Origin of the sequence: Streptomyces sp. NPDC050658 (assembly GCF_044457025.1) — a bacterium.
Taxonomy (GTDB): Bacteria; Actinomycetota; Actinomycetes; order Streptomycetales; family Streptomycetaceae; genus Streptomyces.
In genome coordinates this window covers 77,442-101,317 of the sequence record NZ_JBITGM010000001.1, presented here as the reverse complement: position 1 = coordinate 101,317, position 23,876 = coordinate 77,442, and the positions used below count along the sequence as shown (strand labels likewise).

The following is a 23,876-nucleotide window of genomic DNA, read 5'->3' as shown; positions in this document are numbered from 1 at the left end:
TTCGGGGAAGTCGGTCACGTGGGTCCCTTCAAGGGGAGTCGTACGGCCAGGCGCCAGTCGCCGTCGACCGGTCCCGCCTCCGCGCTGCCGCCCAGGAGTCGGGCGCGGTCGGTGATGCCGCGCAGGCCGTGGCCGCCGCCTGCGCGAGACGCGGGAGCGGCGGCGGGCAGCGGGTTCTCCGCGACGATCTCCAGGTCGGTGCCGGCCAGGGCGATCCGCAGGGTCAGCGGGGCCTTTGGGGGCGCGTGCCGCAGCGCGTTGCTCAGGCTCTCCTGGACGATGCGGTAGGCCTCGCGGGAGACCATCGGGGGCAGCGCGTCGGCTCCCCGCGGGCCGAGGTCGACGGCGGCCTTCACCCGCAGTCCTGCCGCGCGGGTGCGGCCGAGCAGCCCGTCGAGATCGGCGGCGAGGGTGGGCGCGGGGGCGGTCGACGCCTGCTGGTCGCCCTCCCGCAACACCCCGAGGACCGCGTCGAGTTCGCCCACCGTGCGCCGCGTCGTCTCCTCGATCGCGGCGAGCGCCTCGCGGACGAACTCCGGGTCCTTGTCGAGGACGCGACGGGCCGCGCTCGCCTGGAGCGTGACGGCGCTCAGCGCGTGGCCCACCGAGTCGTGCAGTTCCCGGGCGAGGCGGTTGCGGACGGCGAGGTCCGCGGCGCGCCGCTCTGCCGCCTCCAGCCGGTCGGCGGGGGTGGGGCCAAGGAGATGCGGCGCCCAGCGCGCCAGCAGGTTCCCGGCGCCCGCCGCGCACCCCGCGAGCGCGACGAGGGAGAGGATCCCGATGACCGGGGAGAGCGCGAGGAGCCGGCCGTCGCCGAAGGCCTCGGGCATCCCGATCCTGCTGCCCCGCAGCGCCGAGGCGAACGGCAGGGCGATGAGCACCGCCGCGAACGGCGGCAGCGCGAGGGACATCCCGCTGATGACGCCGCCGAATCCGAGGTGCAGCGTGAACCAGGTGACGGTGTGCACGCGCGCGGTGCGGGACCTCGCGGGCCCGTCGGCGAGGGCCTCGCCCGGTACGTCGCACAGGGCGCGTACGGCGGCCACCGACATGGGCCGGGTGAGCGGGAACAGCGCGGTGATCGCGGCGAGCGGCAACCCCACGGCGAACGCCAGCAGTTGGGCGGTGAGCGAGCCGAACACGGTGTCCTCGCCGAGCACCGGACCCACGACGACGGAGCCCACGAAGACGTACGGCATGGCGAGCGCGCCGCCGAGGATCAGATGGATCCAGCGGCGCCGGGCCCGCCGCCCGAACAGGGCCCCCAGCGCTCTCGGGACCGCGGCGAGAGCCGTCACGCGGGGTCCTTGAAGAAGCGCACCCCGAGGGCGACCACAAGCATCCCGACGATCATCTCCACAGCGTAGGTCAGGAACATCAGGGCCGTCGGCTGCCTGGTGACGTCGTCCACGCCGCCGAGCGAGGCGAACAGCAGCCAGGCGCCCCAGCAGGTGATCACGCCGGAGCCGACCCAGCCGAGCGCGAGCGGGACCCGCACCGGGAGCGCGGGGCTCCGCCGGAAGGCGATGAGGAGCGCACCGGTGACGGCGGCGCCGAGGTAGAACAGGTCGAGCACTTCGAGTACGTAGAAGTCGGTCGTACGCTCCTGGATCCGCGCCTCGTTGAGGCCGGGGGTGGCGCCGGTGGCCCAGAGGACGTGCATCAGCGCGGGAGGGAGGGCGAGGAGGGCGGCAGCGGCTGCTGTGCGGCGGTCGCCCGTGGACACGGCCCGTGGGAGGTCCCGGACGCGGCCGCGCCAGAGATGGCCCCAGCGGGTGTGGGCGTACCGGACGAAGAGGGCGCCGAGGGCGAGGCCCTGCAGGATGAACCCTCCGTAGACGACCCCGAAGACCCATGCGTCGAGGAACGCGTCGTCGCTGCCGCCGGACGGCTCGTCGACGCTGCCGCCGAGCGCCTTGGCCAGGAGCTGCAGCGGGAATCCGGTCATGATCGGCGCGAGCAGCCCGGTGGCCGCCCACATGGGGAACGCGAGCAGCCAGGCGGGGGTCCGCAGGCCCCAGGGGCGGGTCAGGAGCAGGGCGAGCACGATGACGCCCGCGTCCATCAGCACGGTGAGGCTGTTGGCGAGGATCATCGTCGTGCGGTGCTGGAGGAGGCCGCTGCCCGCGGGGATGCCGATGTGACTCCCGGCGATCCAGGCGATCTTGAGGCTGAGGTAGGGGAGGCAGGAGACGACGGCGAGGGCGCGGAGAACGCGGGTGCCGCTGCCGATGCCCTGCCGGGTGGGTACGGGGACGAGTGTCGGGGCCATGCCTCCACGCTCCCGGCGTCGGCGCACGGCCGCGTCCTGCGCCACGATGATCCGGCTCCGCCGCGCGGGGGAGGGCGCCTACCCCAGGACCAGCACCGCCTCGTCGATCTCCTCGCCCCGTGCGTGCGCGAAGCCCCGTGCCGCCGCCGTCACGCGGAAGCCGCACTTCTCCAGGACCCGCAGGGAGCCCGCGTTGTCCGCTGCCGCACGCGCGTACAAGGGGCGCTCCGGGACCTCCGTCAGGAGGGCGCCCAACGCCGCGGTGGCCAGTCCGCGTCCCCAGTAGGCGCGGTCGATCCAGTAGGTGACCTCCCGCTCGCCCGGCTCCCCGTACACCGCCGCGCTGCCGACGACGTCCCCGTCCGCGAGGACCGTGCGCACCACGACGTCTTCGGAGGTCCGAAGCCCCTTCCAGTGGGCTTCGAAGAGGTCCCGGTCCGCGGTCTTCGGAGAGGTGAACGCGGCGACGCGGTTCGACTCCGGATCGTTCATCTGCCGGAAGAAGACAGGGAGATCACTGTCGTGGACGGGGCGCAGGCTGACATCCATGGTCGTCATGGTCAGAGCCTACGAGTCGCCAGTGACAACCGGTCCCGGGCGTCGAACAACGCGTCCTTCACCATCTGTTCGTGCGCCGGCGTAAGGCGCGCCACCGGCACGGAGCAGCTGATCGCGTCCCGCGCGGGCGTGCGGTAGGGGATCGCGACGCCGAAGCAGCGCAGCCCCAGCGTGTTCTCCTCGCGGTCCACCGCGAAGCCCTGCTCGCGGACCGTCCGCAGCTCCTCGATCAGCTTCTCGCGGTCGGTGATCGTGTGCTCGGTCAGCGCGGGAAGCGTCTCCGGCAGCATCTTGCGGACCTGCTCGTCGGTGTGCGTGGCGAGCAGCGCCTTGCCGAGGGACGTGGAGTGCGCGGGGAGACGGCGGCCGACGCGGGTGAAGGGGCGGAGGTAGTGCTGGGACTGGCGGGTGGCCAGATAGACGACGTTCGTCCCGTCGAGGCGGGCCAGGTGGATGGTCTCCGTGGTGTCGTCCGAGAGGCGGTCGAGCGTCGGACGCGCCGCCGCGACGACCTCGTCGCCGTCGATGTACGACGTGCCGACCAGCAGGGCCCGCACCCCGATGCCGTACCGGGTGCCCGTCGCGTCCGTCTCCACCCAGCCCAGCTCGACCAACGTACGAAGGAGCATGTACAGGCTGGACTTGGGGTACCCGACGGCTTCCTGGACGGCGGCCAAAGAGTGCATTCCGGGGCGTCCGGCGAAGTATTCGAGCAACTCCACCGTCCGCACCGCGGACTTGACCTGTGCCCCGCCGCTCTCGCCAGCCGACATCGCCCTTGACCCCTTAGTTCGACGAGAAATAGTCTCCGAAGTCCCCGCTCATTCATCGACAGAGACACTGTTCAGCATATCGAACAGCGCAGGTGAGTGGCAGTACATCTCGCAGTACATCCGTGGCAACACATCTGGAGGAGCCCGCGGTGGCAGCAGGACCAGTCTGGAGTGTCGACCCCCGAACCGGGAAGCAGCGCGAGCAGGTTGCGGTGGAAGCCACAGCCCAGGAGGTGGACCAGGCGGTGCGCGCCGCGCTCGCCGCCAGGGACGCGCTCACCGACCGCACCATACGCGCGGCGTTCCTGCGCACCGCCGCCGAGCTGCTCGACGGCGCGAAGGACCACCTGGTGGAGGCCGCGGACGCGGAGACCGCGCTCGGTCCCGTCCGGCTCACCGGTGAACTCGCCCGCACCTGCTACCAGTTGCGGGCCTTCGCGGACATCGTCGACGAGGGTGCCTTCCTGGGCATCGTCATCGACCACCCGGACGCCGGCGCGACCCCGCCCATCCCCGATCTGCGGCGCTACAAGATCCCGCTGGGTGTCGTGGCCGTCTACGCCGCGTCCAACTTCCCGTTCGCCTTCTCCGTGCCCGGCGGCGACACCGCGAGCGCGCTCGCGGCGGGCTGCCCTGTCGTCGTGAAGGCGCACCCGGACCATCCGGCCACCTCCGAGCTGGTGGCGGCGCTGCTGCGGCGGGCCGCCGAGCGGCACGGGATCCCGGACGGCGTCCTCGGCCTCGTGCACGGCTTCGAGGCGGGCGTCGAGCTGGTCCGGCATCCGCTCGTCTCCGGTGCCGGCTTCACCGGCTCGATCCGGGGCGGGCGCGCGCTCTTCGACGCGGCGGCGGCCCGTCCCGTGCCGATCCCCTTCCACGGTGAACTCGGCTCCCTCAACCCGGTCGTGGTGACCGAGGCGGCCGCCGCCGAGCGGGCCGAGGAGATCGGTGCGGGGCTCGCGGGGTCGATGACGCTGGGCGTCGGCCAGTTCTGCGTGAAGCCGGGTCTGGTCTTCGCCCCTTCGGGCGCGGGCGGCGACCGGTTCGTCAAGTCGCTCACCGAGGCCGTCAGTGACACCGAGGCAGGGGTGCTGCTCGACCACCGGATGCGGGACAACTTCGTGGCGGGTGTGCGGGAGCGGGGCGAACTGCCGGACGTGGACGCGCCGGTGACGCCGGGCGCGGGCAGCGAGCACACGGTGAGCGCGGGGTTCCTCACGGTCCCGGCGGCGCGGCTCGCCGTCTCCGGAGAGCACGATCTGCTCCTGGAGGAGTGCTTCGGTCCCGTGACGGTCGTCGCGCGCTACGAGGACGCCGCGGAGATCACCGCGGTCCTCTCGCGGCTTCCGGGCAACCTCACGGCGACGGTCCAGCTGTCCGCGGCGGAGGCGGCGGGCGAGGGCCGTGGCGCGGCGCTGCTCGCCGAGCTGACTCCTCTGGCCGGGCGCGTGCTGGTCGACGGCTGGCCGACCGGGGTCGCGGTGGCGCCCGCGCAGCACCACGGAGGTCCGTACCCGGCGACGACGTCCACCTCGACGTCCGTCGGCGGTACGGCCATCGAGCGCTGGCTGCGGCCCGTGGCGTACCAGAACACTCCGGAGGCGCTGCTGCCGCCGGAGCTGCGGGACGCCAACCCGCTGGGCCTGCCGCGTCGCTACGACGGGCGCCTGGAACACTGACGCCATGGACGTCACCATCCCGCCCCTGCCCTTCCCGCTGCGCACCTATGGACCCGACGGCCACTGGTCGTACGAGGACGGGGTGCTCACCGGCTGGGCGGGGGCCCGGCAGGACCGCTTCGTGCCGCCGACGGGCGAGGCGCTCGACCCCGCGTCGGACGCGCCCCGTCTGCTCGGCGCGCCCGAGGGCGACTTCCAGCTGATCGCCAAGGTCACGGTCGGCTTCGCGGCGGCGTTCGACGCGGGTGTGCTGTACGTCCATGTCGGCGACCGGGAGTGGGCGAAGCTCTGCCTTGAGCGCTCGCCGGACGAGGCGACGGTGTGCACGGTCGTGACCCGAGGCCACTCGGACGACGCGAACGCGTTCGTGGTGGACGGCGGCAGCGTCTGGCTCCGTGTCAGCCGCACGGGCTCCGCGTTCGCCTTCCACGCCTCACGGGACGGGAAGCACTGGACGTTCGTCCGGATCTTCTCCCTGGGCGACGAGAAGGCGGCGGGCGCGGCGCTGGTGGGCTTCATGACGCAGTCCCCCGTGGGCGAGGGCTGCGTAGCGACGTTCGAGTCCCTGGAGTTCCGTCCCAACTGGCCGGTGGGATTGAGGGACGGGTCTTAGCGCCCCGGGGGGCGGGGAAAAGTCACCGCCCGCGCCGCAACCCCAGCGTCGCCACCCCCGTCACCGCCAACAACCCCGCGGCGATCAGCAGGCTCACCCGCATCCCGGAGACGAAGTCGTGGGCGACCAGGCCTCCGAATGCCGCGATGCCCAGGCCGCCGGCCACCTGGCGGGCCGAGTTGAGGACTCCCGCGGCCAGGCCCGCCCGCTCCCCGGGCACCGCCTCCATCATCGCCGCCGTCAGCGGTGGGATCGTCAGGGCGCAGCCCAGGGCCAGCGGGACCATGAGGAAGGCGAGGGCCAGGGCCGGGGTCGACGCGGAGACGGAGAGGACCAGGAGGACGAGGCCGAGGACCGCCAGCGCCTGGCCCACCAGCATCGGCACCCGCGGACCCACTCGCGCCGCCACCTTCCCCGCCACCACATTCGTCACCGCGATCAGCCCCGTCATCGGCAGGAACATCAGCCCCGCCCACAGCGCCGAACGCCCCTGCACCTCCTGGAAGAAGAGGCTGAAGACGAAGACCAGGCCATAGAAGGCCACGCTGCAGGCCGCCCCCGCCGCCACCGTGATCGCGACCGTCCGGTCGCGGAACAAGCCCAGCGGCACCACCGGATGCGGCTGCCGCGCCTCCGTCCAGAAGAAGGCGGCGCCCGCCGCCACCGCCAGCGTCAGGGCGAGCAGCCCTGTCGTACCGCCCTCGATCACCGCGAAGGTCAGCGCCGTCAGGGTCAGCACCGCGAGCCCCTGCCCCGGCAGGTCCAGCGGCGCGGGCCGCCGCTCAGAGCGCGGCGCCCGCAGCAGGAGCAGCAGCGCCACCACCCCCAGCGGCAGATTGATGAAGAAGATGCCGCTCCAGTCCCACGCCGTGGTCAGCGCACCGCCCGCCACCGGCCCGAGCGCCACCGCCACCGAACCGCCCGCAGCCCACAGCGCCACCGCCCGCGCCCGCCCCGCGGTGTCGGAGTAGGCCTGCCGGACGAGGGAGAGCGAGGCGGGAAGCACCACCGCGGCCGCCACCCCCTGCACCACCCGCGCCCCGATCAGCGCGGGCAGCGACGGCGCCAGACCGCATGCCACGGACGCCGCCGTGAACACCGTGATGCCCAGCGCGTACGCCCGCGTCGCGCCGACCCGGTCGGAGAGCGCACCCGTCGACAGCATCAGCGCCGCGAAGGCGAGCGTGTAGGCGTCCACGACCCACTGGAGCCCGGACATCCCGCCGCCCAGCGCGTCGCCGATCGCGGGCAGCGCCACATTCACCACGGACGCGTCCAGCGTGATCAGGGCGAAGCCCAGCATCGCGGCGATGAGGGTGAGGACGGGGGAGGCCCTGCCCGGGGGAGGCGAGGTTCTGCCGGGGGCCGGTGTCGTCAAGTGGGCTGTCTCGCGCGCGCTTTGGGGCCGGCTGGAGCGCAGGGATTCTGTTGCCATGCCCATGAGTCTGCGGACCGCGTCCCGGCTACAGTAGTGGCCTGAATGCCATACATCCGGAGGTTCTGGCCATGCCCCAAGCGCCGGGCACCCACCGCCCGCACCGCGTCGCCGTCATCGCCCCCTCACCTGTGTCGATGTTCAACCTGGCGATCCCGGAGATGCTCCTCGGCAAGGTCGAGCTGCCCGCGGGCCGAGGCTATGACGTGGTCGTCTGCACCCCGCGCCCCGGCGCCATCGCCACCACCGGCGGGCTCACCCTGCACGTGGAGCACGGGCTCGACGCCGTACGCGACGCGGACACGCTGCTCGTCGCGGGCACCGGGCACCGCTACGAACCCGACCCGCTGACCGTCGCCGCCGTCCGCGAGGCCGCACAGCGGGGCACCCGCATCGCCTCCATCTGCAGCGGCGCCTTCGTGCTCGCCGAGGCCGGCCTCCTCGACGGGCGCAGTGCGACGACGTACTGGCAGCTGGCGGAGGAGCTGCGCAGCCGGTATCCGGCGCTGGACCTGAAGGGGGACGTCCTCTACGTGGAGGACGGCCAGGTGATGACGTCCTCCGGGTACGCCGCCGGGATCGACCTCTGCCTGCACATCATCCGCACCGACTACGGGGCGGCCGCGGCCAACGAGGTGGCCAGGGCCGCACTCGTCGCGCCGGTGCGCCCCGGCGGCCAGACCCAGTTCACCCAGACCCCGCTGCCGCCCGAGCGCGGCAACGCCTGCGCCGACACCCGCGGCTGGGCCATGCGCCGCCTCGACCAGCCGCTCACCCTCACCGACCTGGCCCGGCACGCGGGCGTCAGCGTGCGCACCCTGACCCGCCGGTTCCACGCCGAGAGCGGGGTCAGCCCGCTGCAATGGCTGCTCCACCAGCGCATCGAGCGGGCCAAGGAGCTGCTGGAGACGACGGCCCTGCCCATGGACCGGGTGGCCCAGGCCTGCGGCCTCGGCACGGCCGACTCGCTCCGCGGCCATCTGGTGCGGCGCACCGGACTCACGCCGTCCGCCTACCGCACCCAGTTCAGCCGCCTGGAAACACGCCGCGGAACTCGGAAGCCGCGGCGCACGTCTATCGCAGCGTGATCCACTCCGCACTCCCCACCCCGAAGCAGGCAGCGATGCCGACCGTCATACGCACCGCCCTCCCCGCCGACGCCCCGACGCTCGCCGCCCTGCACGCCAGAGCCCGCGCCACGTACTACCCCGAAGGGCTGCCGGACGACGGCGTCGACGGCACCGCGATGTGGCGCGCCGCCGTCGAGCGCCGCGAGGGGCATGTGCTGTGCGCCGTACGCGAGGGGCGGATCGTGGGCATCGCCTCCTTCCGCACGCCGGAGGGCGACGCGCCGGACACGGTGCAGCTCTTCCAGTTCCACGTCGACCCCGCCCACTGGCGCGCCGGAGTCGGCGCCGCGCTGCACGCCGCGTGCGTCGAGGAGTGGCGCGCCGACGGCATCCGCGAGGCCGGGCTCGACGTCCACCGAGAGAACAGCCGCGCCCAGGCCTTCTATGCCCGGCACGGCTGGCGCCCCGCCGACCGCGCGGACGGCGCGGGCACCCATCTGCGGATGCGGCTGACCGTGGCCCCGGAAGCGGCCGGGGAATGACCGGCGTACTCCGTACGTTGTCCAACTGACCGGAGGGACCCTCCGCACGGCGCCGCCCGTATCGACGGCACTGCCCGTATCACCCGTACGACCTGGAAAGAGCTGCACACATGCGCGTCGAGATCTGGAGCGACATCGCCTGCCCCTGGTGCTACGTGGGCAAGGCCCGCTTCGAGAAGGCACTCGCCGCCTTCCCGCACCGCGACGACATCGAGGTGGTGCACCGCTCCTTCGAGCTCGACCCCACGCGCGCCAAGGGCGACAGCGGCCCGGTGATCCCGATGCTCGCCAAGAAGTACGGCATGAGCGAGGAGCAGGCCGCGGACGCCGAGCGGAACCTCGGCGTGAACGCCGGGTCCGAGGGCCTCGACTACCTCACCGAGGGCCGCGACCACGGCAACACCTTCGACATGCACCGCCTGCTGCACTTCGCCAGGGAGCAGGGCAGGCAGGACGAGCTGATCGGCCTCCTGTACCGGGCGAACTTCGCCGAGGAGCGGTCCGTCTTCGACGACGACGAGCGGCTCGTGGAGCTCGCCGTCGCCGCCGGACTCGACGCCGACGCGGCCCGCGCGGTCCTCGCCGACCCCGGCCGGTACGCCGACGACGTCCGCGCCGACGAGCGCGAGGCCGCCGAGCTGGGCGCGAACGGCGTGCCGTTCTTCGTCCTCGACCGGAAGTACGGCGTCTCCGGCGCCCAGCCCGCCGACGTCTTCACGCAGGCCCTCGAACAGGCCTGGGGGAGCCGCTCGCCGCTCACCACCCTCGCGGACGGCGACGCCTGCGGCCCCGACGGCTGCGCGGTTCCGCAGCCGGACGGCGCGGACAGGTAAGCGACGCTGACCGGTACGCCGTAGAGATCGGCGATGGACGTGGGCGCGGGCAGGCGCGAGAGTTGATCCATGGGGATCATCACTGGCTCAGACTTCGCGCCCACGTCGACGTATCTGAACACCGCGAGCTGCGGTCTGCTCCCCGGCCGCGCCGTGGCGGCCGTCCAGGCCCTCGCGGCCGAGAACGGGGCGGGCAGGGCCGGCGGCGCGGGCGAGTTCGGCGTCTGGGACGCCGCGCGGCGCTCCTTCGCGCGGCTCGTCGGCGTGGACCACGGGCGCGTGGCGTGCGGCGGCTCGGTCGCCGTGCACACCGGGCTGATCGCCGCATCGCTGCAACCGGGTGCCGAAGTCCTGTTCCCCGAGGGCGAGTTCAGCTCGATCATCAATCCCTTCGTGGTGCGCGGCGACCTCAAGCTGCGGTACGTGCCGCTGGAGGACCTCGCCGAGTCGATCCGCCCCGCAACCGCCCTCGTCGTGTACTCCGCCGTGCAGTCGGCCGACGGACGCATCGCCGACGACACGGCCGTGCGCGCGGCGGCGGCCGCGCACGGCGCGCGCACCCTCAACGACGCGACGCAGGCCGCGGGCTGGCTGCCCTTCGACGCGAGTCTGTACGACTACACCGTCACCGGAGCCTTCAAGTGGCTGCTGTGCCCGCGCGGCACGTCGTTCCTCACGGTGAGCGAGGAGGCGCAGGAGTCCCTCGTACCCCTGCACGGCGGCTGGCTCGCGTCGGCCGACAGCTGGAACTCGACGTACGGCCCGCTCACCGAACTCGCCGCCGACGCCCGCCGGTTCGACGAACCGCCCGCCTTCCTCGCCTACCACGGGGCGGCCGAGTCGCTCGCGTACCTGGAGGAGATCGGCATCGACGCGGTGCACGCGCACGACACGGCGCTCGCCGCCCGCTGCCGCGCGGGGCTCGTCGCGCTGGGGCACGAACCGGTGCCCGGCACGGCGCCCATCGTGGCGGTGCCCGGACTCGCCGACCGGGGGCCCGAGTTGAGCCGCGCCGGGATCATCACCGCGTCACGGGCGGGGCGGCTGCGCGCCTCGTTCCACCTGTACAACACGGAGGCGGACGTGGACCGGCTCCTCGACGTGCTCTCCGGCTGAACCCTGGCGCGCGGGGCGGTCGGCACGCTAGGAAGGCAGGACGGGGCGGCCACACGAGGCGGTGGTGTCAGTGGCACATCAGCCCGGCAAGGACACCGAACTGCACCAGCGTCTGGTGTACGGCGACGAGACGGCGCTCGCCGAGGCGTACGACGTGTACGGCTCGCTGGTGCACCGGATCGCCGGACGCGTCACGCACAGTCCCGCGGCGGCGGAGGACGTGGCCCAGGAGGTGTTCGCCCATCTGTGGTCGCGGCCCTACGCGTTCGACGCCCGGCGCGGCAGTCTGCGCACCTGGCTGTGCATGCTCGCGCACCGGCGCGCGGTGGACTGGGTGCGCGGCGAGGAACGCCACCGCAAGGCGGCGCACGCCGACGACGCGACGCTGCACACGATCCCGACCCAGGACCCGCCGCCGGAGGACGTCGTCATGGCCCGCGAACGCTCCGTCCTGCTGCACTCCGCGCTCGCCCGGCTGCCGCTGCCGCAGCGGCAGGTGGTGCACCTGGCCTATTTCGCGGGCCGCACGTACCGTCAGGCCGCGGTGGAGCTCGGCATCCCCGAGGGCACCGCGAAGACCCGATTACGCACGGCCCTGCGCACGCTCGCCGCGGCGCTGACCGACCCGACAGACCCTTCTGGCCCGTCAGACCCTTCTGGCCCGGCACTCGCCGACGCGCCAGGTGAAAGAGGCGCGTGATGACCACGGATCACGAAGCCGTACGTGAACTGCTCGGCGCCCGGGCGTTCGGCGCGCTCATGCCGGGGGACGAACGGATGGTCGGACCGCATCTGGCCGACTGCGGGCTCTGCGCGGCGGAGGCGACCCGGCTGCGGGCCACCGTGCGCGCCCTGGACGGACCGCCCGCCCCGGCCATGAACGGCGCACCCCGCGGCGCCCTCGCCCGAGCGCTCGGCGCCCGCACGGCCGCGCCGCGCACCGCGCCTCACGCCGCGCCGTACGCCGCCGCGGTCACCGGACTCCAGGCGCTGCTCGCCGAACTGGACGAGCACGGGCCCTGGGGGACGCCCGTGGTGCACGACTGGGACGTGCACGACACGGTCGCCCACCTCATCGCCGCGGACGAGCCGCTCCTGCGGTGCGTCGGCGCGGGCCGCGGCGGGTCCGTACCGCCCGCCGTGGACGGTACGGCCTGGCGCGCGGTCTGGGCGGAGCGCACGGCGGAGCTGCTGGCCCAGGAGCGGCGGCGCGCGCCCGCCGAGACGGTCGCCGCCTGGCGGGCGCAGTCCGCCGCGCTCCTCGCGACACCGGCGGCGCACGACACGGAGGCGGCCGGGCGGTCCATGACGCTGATGGGCGTCCGGCTGCCGCTGACGGACCACTTCCTGGTCCGCGGCTTCGAGACCTGGGTGCACACGGACGACATCGGCAGGGCCCTGGACCGGCCCGTCCCGCCGCCGCTCCCCGACCACCTCTGGCAGCTGGTGCGCCTCGCCGTCCGCATCCTCGACCGGGCCCTCGGTGCGCGGGCGGAACCGGTGGCGCTGACGGTGTCGGGGGAGGACCGCTCGGTGGAGTGGGTCCTGGGCAGCCAGGACGAGCCGGTGGCCGCGGAGCTGGTCCTGGACCCGGTGGACTTCTGCCTCCTGGTCGGGGGCCGCAGCGACCCCGCACAGATCCCTCGCGGGGTGGCGGGCGACGAGGCGGCGGCGAGCCGCCTGCTGACGCGGGCGGCGGATCTCTCCTGGCTGTAGGCCCCGGCTACGCCCCGTAGCCCCGGCTAGGCCCCCGGTCCCACCGCCGCCCGGCGCGCCTCCACCGGGCAGTCCGCGGTCTCCGTGCAGAGGTTCGTCTCCACCTGGCCCAGCAGCCGGGCCAGCTCCACCCGTTCGTCCGCGGAGAGCCCCGCCAGCGTGTGCTCCTCCAGGTCGCCCCAGGCGAGCTCCACCTCCCTGAGCAGCCCGCAGCTCGCGTCCGTCGCCTCGACCAGGACCGCGCGGCGGTCGGCGGGGTCGGGGCGGCGCCACACGTGCCCCGCCTGTTCCAGGCGCTGGAGCATCTTCGTGACGGTCGACGGGTCCAGTTCGAGCGCCTTGATCAGCTCGGACTGCCGCACGGCCCCCGCGTCCCAGAGGTACATCATCACGAACTCCTGGCCGGGGTAGAGCCCGACGCCCTTCAGCACCTTGCCCGCGGCGATCCGGTGCAGCCGGGCCACCCGGCTCACGGTGTGGCTGACGGGCCCGCGGCGCGCGGTCGTGGGCAGGCGCTCGGCCTCGGGACAGGGGGGTTCGCCCTCAGCGGTCATCGGAACTCCAGATGGTCCGGCGGTCGTCAGCAGTCACCGACAGTCTCCTCCCCAATATTAACTTGGTCGACCAAGGAATACGTTAGGGTGGCTCTCGGTTGGGATTACTTGGCCGACCACATAAACCTATGCCAATGCCTGGGGGCACCTGATGACCACCGCGTTCGACTCGCTCGACCTGTCCGGCACCCCGCTCAGCAACCGCATCGCCATGGCCCCGATGACCCGCAGCCGCGCGGGCGCCGGCGCCACCGCGACGGAGCTCACCGCCGAGTACTACGCCCAGCGCGCCTCGGCGGGCCTGATCATCACGGAGGGCATCCAGCCGTCCGTCATCGGCCAGGGCTACCCGGACACCCCGGGCCTGCACTCCGCCGAGCAGATCGCCTCCTGGCGCAAGGTCACCGACGCCGTCCACGAGGCGGGCGGCAAGATCTTCGCCCAGATCATGCACACCGGCCGCATCGGCCACCCCGTACTGCTCCCCGACGGCCTGGTGAACGTGGCCCCCTCGGCGATCGCCGCCAAGGGCCAGGTCTACACGGCCGAGGGCCCCAAGGACTACGTCACGCCGCGCGAGCTGACCGGCGACGAGGTCCGCGCCACCATCGCCGACTTCGTGACCGCGTCCCGCAACGCGATCGACGCCGGTTTCGACGGGGTCGAACTGCACGGCGCCAACGGCTACTTGATCCACCAGTTCCTGGCGCCCGGCTCCAACCAGCGCACCGACGAATGGGGCGGCACCCCCGAGAACCGCATCCGTTTCGCGGTCGAGACGGCCAAGGCGGTCGCCGCCGAGATCGGCGCCGCGCGCACCGGCATCCGCCTCTCGCCCGGCAACCCCTTCAACGACATCTCCGAGCCGCAGGACGAGCTGGAGGCGACGTACACCGCCCTGGTGAAGGAGCTGGACGCGCTGAACCTGGCGTATCTGCACGTCATGGAGGTGGGCCCGGTCCGCGACCTGGTCTCCGCCCTGCGCGGCGGCTTCGGCGGCACCTTCGTCCTGAACCCCTCGACCGAGGGCTTCACCGGACCCGAGGCGCTCTCCCTGATCGAGGACGGCACCGCGGACGTCGTCGCCTACGGCGCGCTGTTCCTGGCCAACCCCGACCTGCCGGCCCGCCTGAAGGCCGAAGGCCCGTTCAACACGCCTGACACGGCGACGTTCTACGGCGGCACGGAGAAGGGCTACACCGACTACCCGGCGCTGTAACAGCAGTCCGACGCGCAACCGGCCCGGCACCCCCAGGTGCCGGGCCGGTTCAATTCGCGTACGGGGAGGGCTACTTCACCGGCGTGAAGTCCCGCGCCCCGATGTACTCCGGTCGCCGGATCGGCGCCGCGAACGGCTCCACCGCCGTGTTCTCCACGCTGTTGAACACGATGAAGACATTGCTGCGCGGGAACGGCGTGATGTTGTCCCCCGAACCGTGCATGGCATTGCAGTCGAACCAGGTCGCGGAGCCCGCCTCACCGGTGAAGAGCCGGATGCCGTAGTCCGAGGCGAGGCTGGTCAGCGTCCCGTTCGACGGAATGCCCGCGTCCTGCATCTGCAGGGACCGCTTGTAGTTGTCCTTCGGCGTGGCGCCCGCACAGCCGAGGAACGTCTTGTGCGACCCCGGCATGATCATGAGGCCGCCGTTGGTGTCGTGGTTCTTCGTGAGCGCGATCGAGACCGAGACGGTCCGCATGTTCGCGAGCCCGTCCTCCGCGTGCCAGGTCTCGAAGTCGGAGTGCCAGTAGAAACCTGACGCCCCGAAACCGGGCTTCACATTGATCCGGGACTGGTGGACGTAGACGTCGGAGCCCAGGATCTGCCGGGCCCGCCCCACCACCCTCGGGTCCGCGGCGAGCTTCGCGAACAGCTCGCTGATCTTGTGCACCTCGAAGATGGACCGGATCTCCTGGGAACGCGGCTCCACGATGGAGCGCTCGTTCTCCCGCATCGCGGGATCACCGATCAACCGTTCCAGCTCGGCGTGGTAGACGCCCACCTCTTCGGGGGTGATGAGCCGGTCGATCGCCAGGAAACCGTCCCGTTCGAACCCCGCCAGATCGTCGGCCGCGATGGGCCCCGGTGCACCCGGCTCGGACCACACGACGGGGTCCTTGCGCTCGATGAGGACCTCTTCGGCGCCTCGGGTCGGGTACAGATCGGCGGTGCGTTCGGGTGCGGTGGTCATGGTGTTGCCTGCCTCTCCTCTCGTACGGCCCTTTCCGGGATGTACACCCCCGCCGCCCAGAGGAAGGAGGGCGGCGGGGGAGTTCTGGGGGGCGTGCTCAGCCCTGCGGCTGTCTCAGCCCTGCGCCGACTCCGGCTCCGGCTCGGTGAGCAGCGGGTACACGCCGTTCTCGTCGTGGTCCTCACGACCCGTGACGGGCGGGTTGAAGACACAGATGCAGTGGAAGTCCTCCTTGATCCGCATCGTGTGCTTCTCGTGCCCGTCGAGCAGGTACATGGTCCCCGGCGTGATCGTGTACTTCTCGCCGGTCGTGTCGTCGGTCAGCTCGGCCTCGCCCTTCGTGCACACGACGGCTTCGATGTGGTTGGCGTACCACATCGACGTCTCCGTACCCGCGTACAGGATGGTCTCGTGGACGGAGAAGCCGACGCGCTCCTTGGCGAGCACGATGCGCTTGCTCTCCCACGTGCCCGACTTGGCCTTGACGTGCCGGTCGGTGCCTTCAATGTCCTTGAACGAACGGACGATCACGGTGAGTTGGTTCCTTTTCTCTTACGGGTCCTACGGGGATGAAGACTCGGGGGCGAGAGCCGCTCAGGCGGTCTCGCGCACCGCGCGGGCGAGCGTGCGAAGGCCCTCGTCCAGCTCGTCGGCGGTGATCGTCAGTGCCGGAAGCAGCTTGACGACCTCGCCCTCGGGGCCCGACGTCTCGATGAGCAGGCCGAGTTCGAAGGCCCGCTTGGCGATGGCGCCCGCGCGCTCCTTGTCGATGAACTCCATGCCCCAGACCAGGCCGCGGCCGCGGTACTCCTTGATCGCGCCGGGGTTCTCGTCGACGATCGCGGCGAAGGCCTGCTCGATCTGCTCGCCCTTGGTGCGGGTCTGCTTCTCCATCGCGGGGCCGTCGGTCCAGTACGTCTCCAGCGTGGCGGCCGCCGTGACGAACGCCGGGTTGTTGCCGCGGAAGGTGCCGTTGTGCTCGCCCGGCTCCCAGATGTCCAGCTCGGGCTTGAACAGGGTGAGCGCCATGGGCATGCCGTAGCCGCTGATGGACTTGGACACCGTCACGATGTCCGGCACGATGCCCGCCTCCTCGAAGGAGAAGAACGCGCCGGTGCGGCCGCAGCCCATCTGGATGTCGTCGACGATGAGCAGCATGTCCCAGCGCTCGCACACCTCGGCGAGCTTGCGCAGCCACTCGGCGCGGGCGACGTTGATGCCGCCCTCGCCCTGCACCGTCTCGACGATCACGGCGGCGGGCTGGTTGAGGCCGGAGCCCTGGTCCTCCAGGAGCCGCTCGAACCAGATGAAGTCGGGGGTCTTGCCGTCGAGGTAGTGGTCGAACGGCATCGGCGTGCCGTGCACCAGCGGGATGCCGGCACCGGCGCGCTTGAAGGCGTTGCCGGTCACGGCCAGCGAGCCGAGCGACATGCCGTGGAAGGCGTTGGTGAACGAGACGATCGACTCGCGGCCCTTGACCTTGCGGGCCAGCTTCAGCGCGGACTCGACGGCGTTGGTGCCCGTCGGGCCCGGGAACATGACCTTGTACGGCAGGTCGCGCGGGCGCAGGATGATGTTCTGGAACGACTCGAGGAACGCCCGCTTGGCGGTCGTCGACATGTCCAGGCCGTGGACAACGCTGTCGCGCTCCAGGTAGTCGATCAGGGCTCGTTTGAGGACCGGGTTGTTGTGGCCGTAGTTGAGCGAGCCGGCCCCGGCGAAGAAGTCGAGGTACGAGTGGCCGTCCTCGTCGAACATGCGGCTGCCCTGCGCACGGTCGAAGACAGTGGGCCAACCGCGGCAGTAGCTGCGCACCTCCGACTCCAGGGTCTCGAAGACGCTCAGGTCGGGCTGGGTGATGGTCACAGCGGATCTCCTGGGAGATGGAAAGGCGTGGGAGGTGGGGGGAGTTGACGGAAGTGCGGGAAGAGCACGGGGGGAAGCCGGGCGGGGCCGAGCGGCTAGGCCGGCCCGATCGGCTCGATGAGGAACAGCACCTCGGGCAGGTGGCCCTCGTCGGGGAAGAGCCCCGCGTCGAAGAGCACGGTGCGCTCCACCGTGGCGCCGTGCCGCTGCGCGTACGAGGTGAAGAGGCGCTCGGAGGCGGTGTTGTCCGGCGTGATGGTCGTCTCGACCGAGACCAGCTCGCGGTCGGCGGCGACCTTGGTGGTCAGCCCGTCGAGCAGCGCACCGGCGAGGCCGCGACCACGGTGCGCGTGGTCGACAGCGACTTGCCAGACCACCAGGGTGCGCGGCTGCTCGGGCCGGATGTAGCCGGTGATGAACCCGGCGGGCTCTCCGGCGGCGTCTCGGGCCACGACGGAGGTGGCCGCGAAGTCACGACACCACAGCAGATAGCTGTACGAGGAGTTGAGGTCGAGCACCTTCGAGTCGCGGGCGATCCGCCAGATCGCGGCGCCGTCGGCGACGGCGGGGGTGTCGAGCCTGAGCCCCTCGGGCATTTTCAGGGAATTCGCTTGCAGGTCGGTCGGTAGATCGGCTTGTGCAGCGGTCATGCGGATTGAATTTACCGAGCAATTTCTTGGATTGCATCGCGAGAAGGGGTTACGCGAGAGCGTGCCGTGTGTTATCACGCGGGGGTGCGCGCCCGCAGGAGAGCCCGGCGTTTTACCCCATTTTGAGCGGGTCATACGCCGCATACCGGGCGTCATGTGGAGTACGTCACAGAAGCGTAACTCCGTCGAGACGTGCCCGAATTACGGTGGTTGGCACTGTCGAAATCTTAGTGTTTAGGTCCCCGGAAAGCGGGCAGAAGAATACGGGAAGCTGCGCCGATAAAGTGGATAAAGAACCGGTGGGAATGCTTCCGTGAATTCGTGTTGAGAATTTACGGTCCGGTCACCCTGTCGATGCCTTCCCGAAGGAGATCGGCCTCGGTGAACGCCTGCTCCGGGGCCGGGGGGAAGCCCCCCGGCCGGATCCTCGGCTACCACCGCTGCCTACCGCCAGGCCTCCGTCACCGCGCGGCGGGCCGCCTCCAGGTCCACCGCGAGGCCCGACTCGCCCATCGCGGCGCCCAGGGCGGCCAGGGAGGCGTGGACGACGCCTCGGGTTGCGTCAGGACCGTAGTGGTTGACCCGGATCATCTCCTTGGCGAGCGCGCCGCCGCCCGCGACCAGCGGAAGCACCGGGTCCGCCGCCAGGGCCTTCGCCACCAGCTCCGAGGCGTCGATGCCGGAGGGCGCCCGCAGGGTCGTGGCGACCGGGGCCGCGTCCTGGGCCTCGTACACATAAGGCTCCAGACCCCCGCCCAGCGCCAGCGCACCCGCACGCGTCGCCGCGGCGGCCGTGGCGTGCCGCGCCATCAGCGCGTCGAGTCCCTCGGCCTCGATGCGCTCCACACACGCCTCAAGGGCGAGCATCTCCAACTGGGCCGGAGCGTGCAGCAGCGCCTTCCTGCCGCCGTCGATCCACCGCTCCTTCCAGTCGAGCAGCGAGAGGTACGAGCGGCGCGGGGCCTGCGGATTGGCGGCAAGGCGCGTCCAGGCGCGCTCGCTCACGGAGACGGCCGAGACGCCCGCGGGGCCGCCCATCGCCTTCTGCGCGCCGATCACGCACAGGTCCACGCCCCACGCGTCGGGAAGCAGCGGCTCGGCGGCCACCGACGCGACGGCGTCGAGCATGAAGAGCGCGCCGTGCTCGCGTACGACCTCACCGATCTCGGCGACGGGATTGGTGTTGCCCGTCGCGGCCTCCGCGTGCACGAGCGAGACGAAGTCGATCTCGGGGTGCTCGGCGAGGGCGGCGCGCACCTGCTCGGCGGTGACGGCGGTGTGGAACGGCACGGCGAGGTCGACGACCGTCGCGCCGCAGTCCCGCAGCCAGTTCCCGAAGGTCTGCCCGTAGGGGCCCGTGATGATGTTCAGCGCGGTCGTGCCGGGCTGCGCCGCGCCCCGGATGCAGCCCTCCAGGGGCAGCAGCGCCTCGCCCTGCATGATCACGACGTCCTGCGAGGTGGCGAGCAGTCTGCCGACGCGCTCCTCGATGGAGGCGAAGTGCCGGGCGCTCAGGGGGGCCAGGTCAAGGAATGGATGCGTCGTCACGGTACTTCTCACTTCGCGAGTTCGTTCGGGCTGCCGGACCGAGCGTACCGACAGCACCGACGGCCTCCTAAGCTGCTGCACATGAGCGATCACGCGGTGTTGCACGTGAAGGGGCGGGTGCTCGTCGGTCCGGAGGACGTCCGGGACGAGCTGTGGGTCGTCGGGGGCAGGGTGACGTACGACCGCCCGACGCGGGCGGCGGCGGACATGACGACGATCGAGGGCTGGACGCTCCCCGGCCTGGTCGACGCACACTGCCACGTCGGCCTGGACACGCATGGTCCGGTGGAGGCGGACGTGGCGGAGAAACAGGCGCTCACCGACCGCGAGATCGGCACGCTCCTGATCCGTGACGCGGGCTCCCCGTCCGACACCCGCTGGATAGACGACCGCGAGGACCTCCCCAAGATCATCCGCGCGGGCCGCCACATCGCGCGCACGCGCCGCTACATCCGCAACTACGCCCATGAGATCGAGCCCGCCGACCTCGTCGCGTACGTCGCCCAGGAGGCGCGCCGGGGCGACGGCTGGGTCAAGCTGGTCGGCGACTGGATCGACCGCGAGGCGGGCGATCTGACGGCGTGCTGGCCGCGCGCCGAGGTGGAGGCGGCGATCGCCGAGGCGCACCGCCTCGGGGCCCGCGTGACGGCCCACTGCTTCGCCGAGGACTCCCTGCGGGACCTGGTCGAGGCGGGCATCGACTGCATCGAGCACGCGACGGGCCTGACCGAGGAGACGATCCCGCTGTTCGCGGAGCGGGGCGTGGCGATCGTCCCCACGCTGGTGAACATCGCGACGTTCCCGCAGCTCGCGGACGGCGGCGAGGCGAAGTTCCCGCGCTGGTCGCAGCACATGCGGCGGCTGTACGACCGCCGCTACGACACGGTGCGGGCCGCGTACGACGCGGGCGTCCCCGTGTACGCGGGCACCGACGCCGGCGGCTCCCTCGCACACGGCCTGGTGGCGGCGGAGGTGGCCGAACTGAGGCTGGCCGGAATCCCGGCGGTGGACGCGCTGTCGGCGACGACGTGGGGCGCACGAGAGTGGCTGGGCCGCCCGGGCCTGACGGAGGGCGCCCCGGCGGACCTGGTGGTCTACGAGGGGGACCCGAGGGAGGACGTAAGGGTCCTGGCGGCACCGCGGAGGGTGGTGTTGAACGGGAGGGTGGTGGGGTAGGCGGGGCTGCGGGGGGAGGGGGCCTGCGTGCGGCCCCTGCGGGGCTTCTGCCTCAAACGCCGGACGGGCCGGACGGACTGGACGGGCCGGACGGGCCGGACGGGCCGTCGGCGGGGGAGACGAAAGCGCCGTCCGCCAGCACCGGCACCCCCTCCGACGCCCCCACCTCCACCGCCACCGCCACATCCTCCGCGAAGCCGTACGCCGCCAGCTCCCGCCCGGAGGCACACGCGGCGACCGTCGACGCGACATCCGCACAGGACGCGTACGCCGCCCCCGCGGCCTCCGCCTCCGGCGACACCGCCCCGCAAAGGGCGGACACCACGGCCCCGGCCCCCAGCAGATCCTCCAGGGCGGGGCGCAGCGCTCCGTCCGGCCACTTCTCGCCCGCGGCGACCACCGCAACCGGCCGCTCGACCGTCCCGAACCCCTGCCCGGCCAGCCAACTCCCCACCGCCGCCGCGTTCCTGAGACAGGCGGCCACCACGACACCGGCCCCCGCCGCAGCGGCAATCGCGGACCCATTGGGCGACGGCAGCACCAGTCGCGGGGCGTACGGCGCGCGCCGCAGCGCGGCAGGGGAGAGGGACCACGGGGTGTCCGGTGTCATGGCCCGCCGCCCCACCGCCAGCTCGGCGTCCCGCTCGGCGGCGTACCCGACCGCGCTGTCGTCCCGCCACGCGTACGGGAAGACGCGTGTCCCGGCGTCCACTGCGACGGACACGGCCGTACTGAACGACAGCACATCGACGACGACGAGGCACCCCACGTCGCCATCACCCATCAGCCGCCGGGCCCCTTCCGGCCCCCACTCGAACCGCACCCCATAACCCCGTTGCGTGAACCACCGCTGATCCATGGGCCTCATGGTGACGGGAGTTGACGAGGCGTGACGTGTGAGGTCACCGGTTCGTTGTAACTGTCCTGCCGGGGCGGCGGGGCAACTGGCCGCTCCCGCACGTCAGTTGCTCGGGTGACTCAGGGGAACGCCCGTGCCGAACGATTCGAAAGCAGGGACGGAAACCTCTCGTTGGAGTGAACTCACGCCTGGTTGCTGACCGTTCACTCTCAGTGCGTAAAGATTCCCCCTGTCGATGATGCCGCCGGCACCGCGCCCACGCGATGTCCCCATCCGGCGGGGCGCGAGACGCCCGGCGGCTCCATAACTCTTGTGGGGGTTCCACCACCTTGAACAGCAACGCCTTCCGCCTGCCCGCACGCCGCCTCGGCGCGATCGCCACCGCCACGGCCCTCGTCGCAGGACCCGCCGCGCTCGCCACGGCGGGCCCCGCGTCGGCGACGGGCGGTGACGAGGACCGCGGCGGCCGCGCCAACGCCGTCGTGCTCCGCACCGGCCTCGACGTCTCCCTGCTCAACAAGACCCTGAACGTCCCGCTCAAGGTCTCGCTCAACGAGGTCCAGGCCCCCGCCAGCGCCGAGAAGACGGCACTCACCGCCACGCTGGACGGGGTCGACGGCGGGCAGCCGTTCAGCGTGCTGCGGGCGGACGTCGCCACCGCGAAGGCGACCGTCGAGGGCGGAAAGGCGGAGGGCTACAGCAACATCGCGCGCGCCAAGATGCATGTGCCGGGGCTGCCGCTGCTGTCCCTGATCGAGGTCGCGCAGGTGACGTCCAAGGCGGTGTGCGAGGCGGGCAAGCGGCCGGTGGCCGAGTCGAATCTGCTGGGCGGGGTGACCGTGCTCGGGAAGAAGGTCACGCTGTCGGCGGGCGGTCCGACGCAGGTGGCGGTGCCAGGGGTGGGGGAGGTGCGGCTCGACCTGTCCAGGACGCGTACGACGTCGCGTACGGCCGCGGCGACCGCGCTGCAGTTGAAGGTGTCCGTGAATCCGCTGAAGCTCAATGTCGCCGAGGTGGAGGGCTCGGTGACCCTGGCGGAGGCCACCTGCGAGACCCCCGCCGCCGCTCATGAGCCGCAGCCCGAGAAGCCGCAGGGCGGCGCGGAGAAGGAGCCGGTCGCCGCGCAGGCGGCACCCCCGCGCGAGGCGAACCTCGCGGAGACCGGGGGGAGTCCGGCGACTCCGTACGTCGCGGGCGGCGCGGCGGCTCTGATCGCCGCGGGCGCCGGGGCGCTGGCCGCGACCCGGCGCCGACGCAGGAGCTGAGCCAGGGTTTCCCTTCCCCGGACGGGCTGAAGGCTGCCGCCGGGGTGGCACCCGCCGCTCCGGGGCAAGTCAGCCGCCCAGCGCCAAGCGCAACGCACTCAAGAAGCGGTCCGTCGTCCCCCGGTCGCGGACCGCGATCCGCAGCCAGTCCGGCCCCAGGCCAGGAAACGTGTCGCCTCGCCGCACGGCGAAGCCACGTTCCCGAAGCCGCTCCCGGGCCATCGCCGCCCCCGCCACCCGGAGCAGCACGAACGGCCCCTCCGCGGCCGGAACCACCGCCCCGAACTCCCGCAGCCCGTCCAGCAGATAGGCCCGGTCCGAGGCGATCGACCGCGCCGCGGCCTCCGCCTCCGCCAGCGCCCCCGCCCCCACACACGCCTCCGCGGCGACCAGCGCGGGAGTGGAGACGGGCCACAGCGGCTGCGCCGAGGCCAGTGCGGCGATCGTCTCCGGGTCGGCGAGGACGTACCCGATCCGCAGACCCGCGAGGCCCCACGTCTTGGTCAGGCTCCGCAGCACCACGAGCCCCGGCACATCCGTCCGCCCCGCCAGCGCCTCCCGCTCACCCGGCACCGCGTCCATGAACGCCTCGTCCACCACCAACACCCGTCCGGGCATGGCGAGTTCGGCGATGGACGCGGCGGGATGCAGGACCGACGTCGGGTTCGTCGGATTGCCGATCACCACGAGATCGGCGGAGTCCGGCACCGCCGCCGGGTCGAGACGGAACCCGTCCGGCTCCCGCAGCAGCACCCGCCCCACCGCATGCCCCGCGTCCCGCAGCGCCGCCTCGGGCTCCGTGAACTGCGGGTGGACCACGACCGGCTGACGCACCTTCAGGGCCCGCGCGAGCAGCACGAACGCCTCCGCCGCGCCCGACGTGAGGAGCACCCGGTCCGGCGCGAGACCGTGCCGCGCCGCCACCGCGGCCCGCGCCGCCCGACCGTCTGGGTACGCGGCAAGACCGTCCAGCGAGGCGGCGATCCGCTGCTTCAGCCAGCCGGGCGGGGTGTTCGCGCGGACGTTGACCGCGAGGTCGGTGAGACCGACGGCGCCCCGCACCTCGGCGTCCCCGTGATGCCGCAGATCCGGATCACCCGTATCCGAGGACGTCCCCGAAGCCGTCCCCGAGGATGTCCCCGAAGGCACACCCGAGGCCATC

24 protein-coding genes are annotated in these 23,876 nt (G+C 72.4%); 11 read left to right on the top strand and 13 right to left on the bottom strand.

Going from position 1 to position 23,876, the window contains the following annotated elements:
• Positions 1-14: 14 nt before the first annotated feature.
• The 4 genes from ACIBKX_RS00530 to ACIBKX_RS00515 all read right to left on the bottom strand — a co-directional run bounded on the left by ACIBKX_RS00530 (position 15) and on the right by ACIBKX_RS00515 (position 3,603).
• A complete protein-coding gene (locus ACIBKX_RS00530; RefSeq protein WP_363275387.1) occupies positions 15-1,298 on the bottom strand; it encodes a histidine kinase in 1,284 nt (427 codons plus the stop codon).
• Complete coding sequence (locus ACIBKX_RS00525) at positions 1,295-2,272, bottom strand: hypothetical protein (protein WP_363275386.1); 978 nt, start codon at positions 2,270-2,272, stop codon at positions 1,295-1,297. Before ACIBKX_RS00525 ends, ACIBKX_RS00530 begins: the two co-directional genes overlap by 4 nt.
• Positions 2,273-2,350: 78 nt before the next feature.
• Positions 2,351-2,821, bottom strand: a complete 471-nt coding sequence (locus ACIBKX_RS00520) for a GNAT family N-acetyltransferase (RefSeq protein WP_363275411.1) — start codon at positions 2,819-2,821, stop codon at positions 2,351-2,353.
• 11 nt (positions 2,822-2,832) lie between these two features.
• Complete coding sequence (locus ACIBKX_RS00515; protein ID WP_363275385.1) at positions 2,833-3,603, bottom strand: IclR family transcriptional regulator; 771 nt, start codon at positions 3,601-3,603, stop codon at positions 2,833-2,835.
• 149 nt (positions 3,604-3,752) lie between these two features.
• On the opposite strand from ACIBKX_RS00515, the gene ACIBKX_RS00510 reads away from it, so the two are divergent.
• Both ACIBKX_RS00510 and ACIBKX_RS00505 read left to right on the top strand, forming a co-directional pair.
• Positions 3,753-5,282, top strand: coding sequence for an aldehyde dehydrogenase (NADP(+)) (locus ACIBKX_RS00510; protein WP_363275384.1), 1,530 nt, complete (start codon positions 3,753-3,755; stop codon positions 5,280-5,282).
• A gap of 4 nt (positions 5,283-5,286) precedes the next feature.
• The gene (locus ACIBKX_RS00505; RefSeq protein WP_363275383.1) at positions 5,287-5,895 is read left to right on the top strand and encodes a DUF1349 domain-containing protein; all 609 of its coding nucleotides are present in this window, start codon (positions 5,287-5,289) and stop codon (positions 5,893-5,895) included.
• A gap of 22 nt (positions 5,896-5,917) precedes the next feature.
• Here ACIBKX_RS00505 and ACIBKX_RS00500 read toward each other — a convergent pair whose 3' ends face one another.
• On the bottom strand, positions 5,918-7,330 hold the full coding sequence (locus ACIBKX_RS00500; protein ID WP_363275382.1) for an MFS transporter: 1,413 nt from the start codon (positions 7,328-7,330) through the stop codon (positions 5,918-5,920).
• A gap of 71 nt (positions 7,331-7,401) precedes the next feature.
• Here ACIBKX_RS00500 and ACIBKX_RS00495 point away from each other — a divergent pair, with 71 nt between their 5' ends.
• The 6 genes from ACIBKX_RS00495 to ACIBKX_RS00470 all read left to right on the top strand — a co-directional run bounded on the left by ACIBKX_RS00495 (position 7,402) and on the right by ACIBKX_RS00470 (position 12,607).
• A complete protein-coding gene (locus ACIBKX_RS00495; RefSeq protein ID WP_363275381.1) occupies positions 7,402-8,418 on the top strand; it encodes a helix-turn-helix domain-containing protein in 1,017 nt (338 codons plus the stop codon).
• Between the two features lie 35 nt (positions 8,419-8,453).
• Positions 8,454-8,942, top strand: a complete 489-nt coding sequence (locus ACIBKX_RS00490) for a GNAT family N-acetyltransferase (RefSeq protein WP_363275380.1) — start codon at positions 8,454-8,456, stop codon at positions 8,940-8,942.
• A 110-nt stretch (positions 8,943-9,052) separates the two neighbouring features.
• Complete coding sequence (locus ACIBKX_RS00485; RefSeq protein WP_363275378.1) at positions 9,053-9,775, top strand: DsbA family oxidoreductase; 723 nt, start codon at positions 9,053-9,055, stop codon at positions 9,773-9,775.
• A gap of 69 nt (positions 9,776-9,844) precedes the next feature.
• Positions 9,845-10,891, top strand: a complete 1,047-nt coding sequence (locus ACIBKX_RS00480) for an aminotransferase class V-fold PLP-dependent enzyme (RefSeq protein ID WP_363275377.1) — start codon at positions 9,845-9,847, stop codon at positions 10,889-10,891.
• Between the two features lie 70 nt (positions 10,892-10,961).
• Complete coding sequence (locus tag ACIBKX_RS00475) at positions 10,962-11,591, top strand: sigma-70 family RNA polymerase sigma factor (RefSeq protein ID WP_363275375.1); 630 nt, start codon at positions 10,962-10,964, stop codon at positions 11,589-11,591.
• A complete protein-coding gene (locus tag ACIBKX_RS00470; RefSeq protein ID WP_363275373.1) occupies positions 11,591-12,607 on the top strand; it encodes a maleylpyruvate isomerase family mycothiol-dependent enzyme in 1,017 nt (338 codons plus the stop codon). Before ACIBKX_RS00475 ends, ACIBKX_RS00470 begins: the two co-directional genes overlap by 1 nt.
• Before the next feature lie 26 nt (positions 12,608-12,633).
• On the opposite strand, the gene ACIBKX_RS00465 is transcribed toward ACIBKX_RS00470, so the two are convergent.
• Complete coding sequence (locus tag ACIBKX_RS00465; protein ID WP_363275372.1) at positions 12,634-13,161, bottom strand: MarR family winged helix-turn-helix transcriptional regulator; 528 nt, start codon at positions 13,159-13,161, stop codon at positions 12,634-12,636.
• Between the two features lie 151 nt (positions 13,162-13,312).
• On the opposite strand from ACIBKX_RS00465, the gene ACIBKX_RS00460 reads away from it, so the two are divergent.
• A complete protein-coding gene (locus ACIBKX_RS00460; protein ID WP_363275371.1) occupies positions 13,313-14,380 on the top strand; it encodes an alkene reductase in 1,068 nt (355 codons plus the stop codon).
• Positions 14,381-14,450: 70 nt separating this feature from the next.
• Here the strand turns inward: ACIBKX_RS00460 and thpD are convergent, their stop codons facing one another.
• The 5 genes from thpD to ACIBKX_RS00435 form a co-directional block, all read right to left on the bottom strand.
• Positions 14,451-15,350, bottom strand: coding sequence for an ectoine hydroxylase (thpD, locus tag ACIBKX_RS00455; RefSeq protein WP_363275370.1), 900 nt, complete (start codon positions 15,348-15,350; stop codon positions 14,451-14,453).
• A 114-nt stretch (positions 15,351-15,464) separates the two neighbouring features.
• A complete protein-coding gene (locus tag ACIBKX_RS00450; RefSeq protein WP_363275369.1) occupies positions 15,465-15,881 on the bottom strand; it encodes an ectoine synthase in 417 nt (138 codons plus the stop codon).
• 63 nt (positions 15,882-15,944) lie between these two features.
• Complete coding sequence (gene ectB / locus ACIBKX_RS00445) at positions 15,945-17,216, bottom strand: diaminobutyrate--2-oxoglutarate transaminase (protein ID WP_363275367.1); 1,272 nt, start codon at positions 17,214-17,216, stop codon at positions 15,945-15,947.
• 95 nt (positions 17,217-17,311) lie between these two features.
• Positions 17,312-17,866, bottom strand: coding sequence for a diaminobutyrate acetyltransferase (gene ectA, locus ACIBKX_RS00440; protein ID WP_363275366.1), 555 nt, complete (start codon positions 17,864-17,866; stop codon positions 17,312-17,314).
• A gap of 444 nt (positions 17,867-18,310) precedes the next feature.
• On the bottom strand, positions 18,311-19,414 hold the full coding sequence (locus ACIBKX_RS00435; protein WP_363275365.1) for an aminotransferase class V-fold PLP-dependent enzyme: 1,104 nt from the start codon (positions 19,412-19,414) through the stop codon (positions 18,311-18,313).
• 81 nt (positions 19,415-19,495) lie between these two features.
• On the opposite strand from ACIBKX_RS00435, the gene ACIBKX_RS00430 reads away from it, so the two are divergent.
• Positions 19,496-20,590 carry an amidohydrolase family protein gene (locus ACIBKX_RS00430; protein ID WP_363275364.1) on the top strand — a complete coding sequence of 365 codons (1,095 nt, stop codon included), beginning with the start codon at positions 19,496-19,498 and terminating at the stop codon, positions 20,588-20,590.
• A 52-nt stretch (positions 20,591-20,642) separates the two neighbouring features.
• Here the strand turns inward: ACIBKX_RS00430 and ACIBKX_RS00425 are convergent, their stop codons facing one another.
• Positions 20,643-21,449: a 2-phosphosulfolactate phosphatase gene (locus ACIBKX_RS00425; protein ID WP_363275362.1), complete on the bottom strand. Its 807-nt coding sequence runs from the start codon at positions 21,447-21,449 to the stop codon at positions 20,643-20,645.
• Positions 21,450-21,778: 329 nt separating this feature from the next.
• On the opposite strand from ACIBKX_RS00425, the gene ACIBKX_RS00420 reads away from it, so the two are divergent.
• Positions 21,779-22,714 carry an SCO1860 family LAETG-anchored protein gene (locus tag ACIBKX_RS00420; RefSeq protein WP_363275361.1) on the top strand — a complete coding sequence of 312 codons (936 nt, stop codon included), beginning with the start codon at positions 21,779-21,781 and terminating at the stop codon, positions 22,712-22,714.
• 69 nt (positions 22,715-22,783) lie between these two features.
• Here ACIBKX_RS00420 and cobC read toward each other — a convergent pair whose 3' ends face one another.
• Positions 22,784-23,875, bottom strand: coding sequence for an Rv2231c family pyridoxal phosphate-dependent protein CobC (gene cobC, locus ACIBKX_RS00415; RefSeq protein ID WP_399375659.1), 1,092 nt, complete (start codon positions 23,873-23,875; stop codon positions 22,784-22,786).
• Between the last annotated feature and the right edge of the window lies 1 nt (position 23,876).

Excerpts from the sequence above, each read along its gene's own strand:
- ACIBKX_RS00470 (WP_363275373.1), top strand. The coding sequence starts at position 11,591 with ATGACCACGGATCACGAAGCCGTACGTGAACTGCTCGGCGCCCGGGCG.
- ACIBKX_RS00465 (WP_363275372.1), bottom strand. The coding sequence starts at position 13,161 with ATGACCGCTGAGGGCGAACCCCCCTGTCCCGAGGCCGAGCGCCTGCCC.
- ACIBKX_RS00495 (WP_363275381.1), top strand. The coding sequence starts at position 7,402 with ATGCCCCAAGCGCCGGGCACCCACCGCCCGCACCGCGTCGCCGTCATC.
- ACIBKX_RS00515 (WP_363275385.1), bottom strand. The coding sequence starts at position 3,603 with ATGTCGGCTGGCGAGAGCGGCGGGGCACAGGTCAAGTCCGCGGTGCGG.
- ACIBKX_RS00425 (WP_363275362.1), bottom strand. The coding sequence starts at position 21,449 with ATGGATCAGCGGTGGTTCACGCAACGGGGTTATGGGGTGCGGTTCGAG.
- ACIBKX_RS00430 (WP_363275364.1), top strand. The coding sequence starts at position 19,496 with ATGAGCGATCACGCGGTGTTGCACGTGAAGGGGCGGGTGCTCGTCGGT.
- ACIBKX_RS00520 (WP_363275411.1), bottom strand. The coding sequence starts at position 2,821 with ATGGATGTCAGCCTGCGCCCCGTCCACGACAGTGATCTCCCTGTCTTC.
- ACIBKX_RS00480 (WP_363275377.1), top strand. The coding sequence starts at position 9,845 with ATGGGGATCATCACTGGCTCAGACTTCGCGCCCACGTCGACGTATCTG.
- ACIBKX_RS00505 (WP_363275383.1), top strand. The coding sequence starts at position 5,287 with ATGGACGTCACCATCCCGCCCCTGCCCTTCCCGCTGCGCACCTATGGA.
- ACIBKX_RS00525 (WP_363275386.1), bottom strand. The coding sequence starts at position 2,272 with ATGGCCCCGACACTCGTCCCCGTACCCACCCGGCAGGGCATCGGCAGC.
- thpD (WP_363275370.1), bottom strand. The coding sequence starts at position 15,350 with ATGACCACCGCACCCGAACGCACCGCCGATCTGTACCCGACCCGAGGC.
- ACIBKX_RS00485 (WP_363275378.1), top strand. The coding sequence starts at position 9,053 with ATGCGCGTCGAGATCTGGAGCGACATCGCCTGCCCCTGGTGCTACGTG.
- ACIBKX_RS00500 (WP_363275382.1), bottom strand. The coding sequence starts at position 7,330 with ATGGCAACAGAATCCCTGCGCTCCAGCCGGCCCCAAAGCGCGCGCGAG.
- cobC (WP_399375659.1), bottom strand. The coding sequence starts at position 23,875 with ATGGCCTCGGGTGTGCCTTCGGGGACATCCTCGGGGACGGCTTCGGGG.
- ACIBKX_RS00460 (WP_363275371.1), top strand. The coding sequence starts at position 13,313 with ATGACCACCGCGTTCGACTCGCTCGACCTGTCCGGCACCCCGCTCAGC.
- ectA (WP_363275366.1), bottom strand. The coding sequence starts at position 17,866 with ATGACCGCTGCACAAGCCGATCTACCGACCGACCTGCAAGCGAATTCC.
- ACIBKX_RS00490 (WP_363275380.1), top strand. The coding sequence starts at position 8,454 with ATGCCGACCGTCATACGCACCGCCCTCCCCGCCGACGCCCCGACGCTC.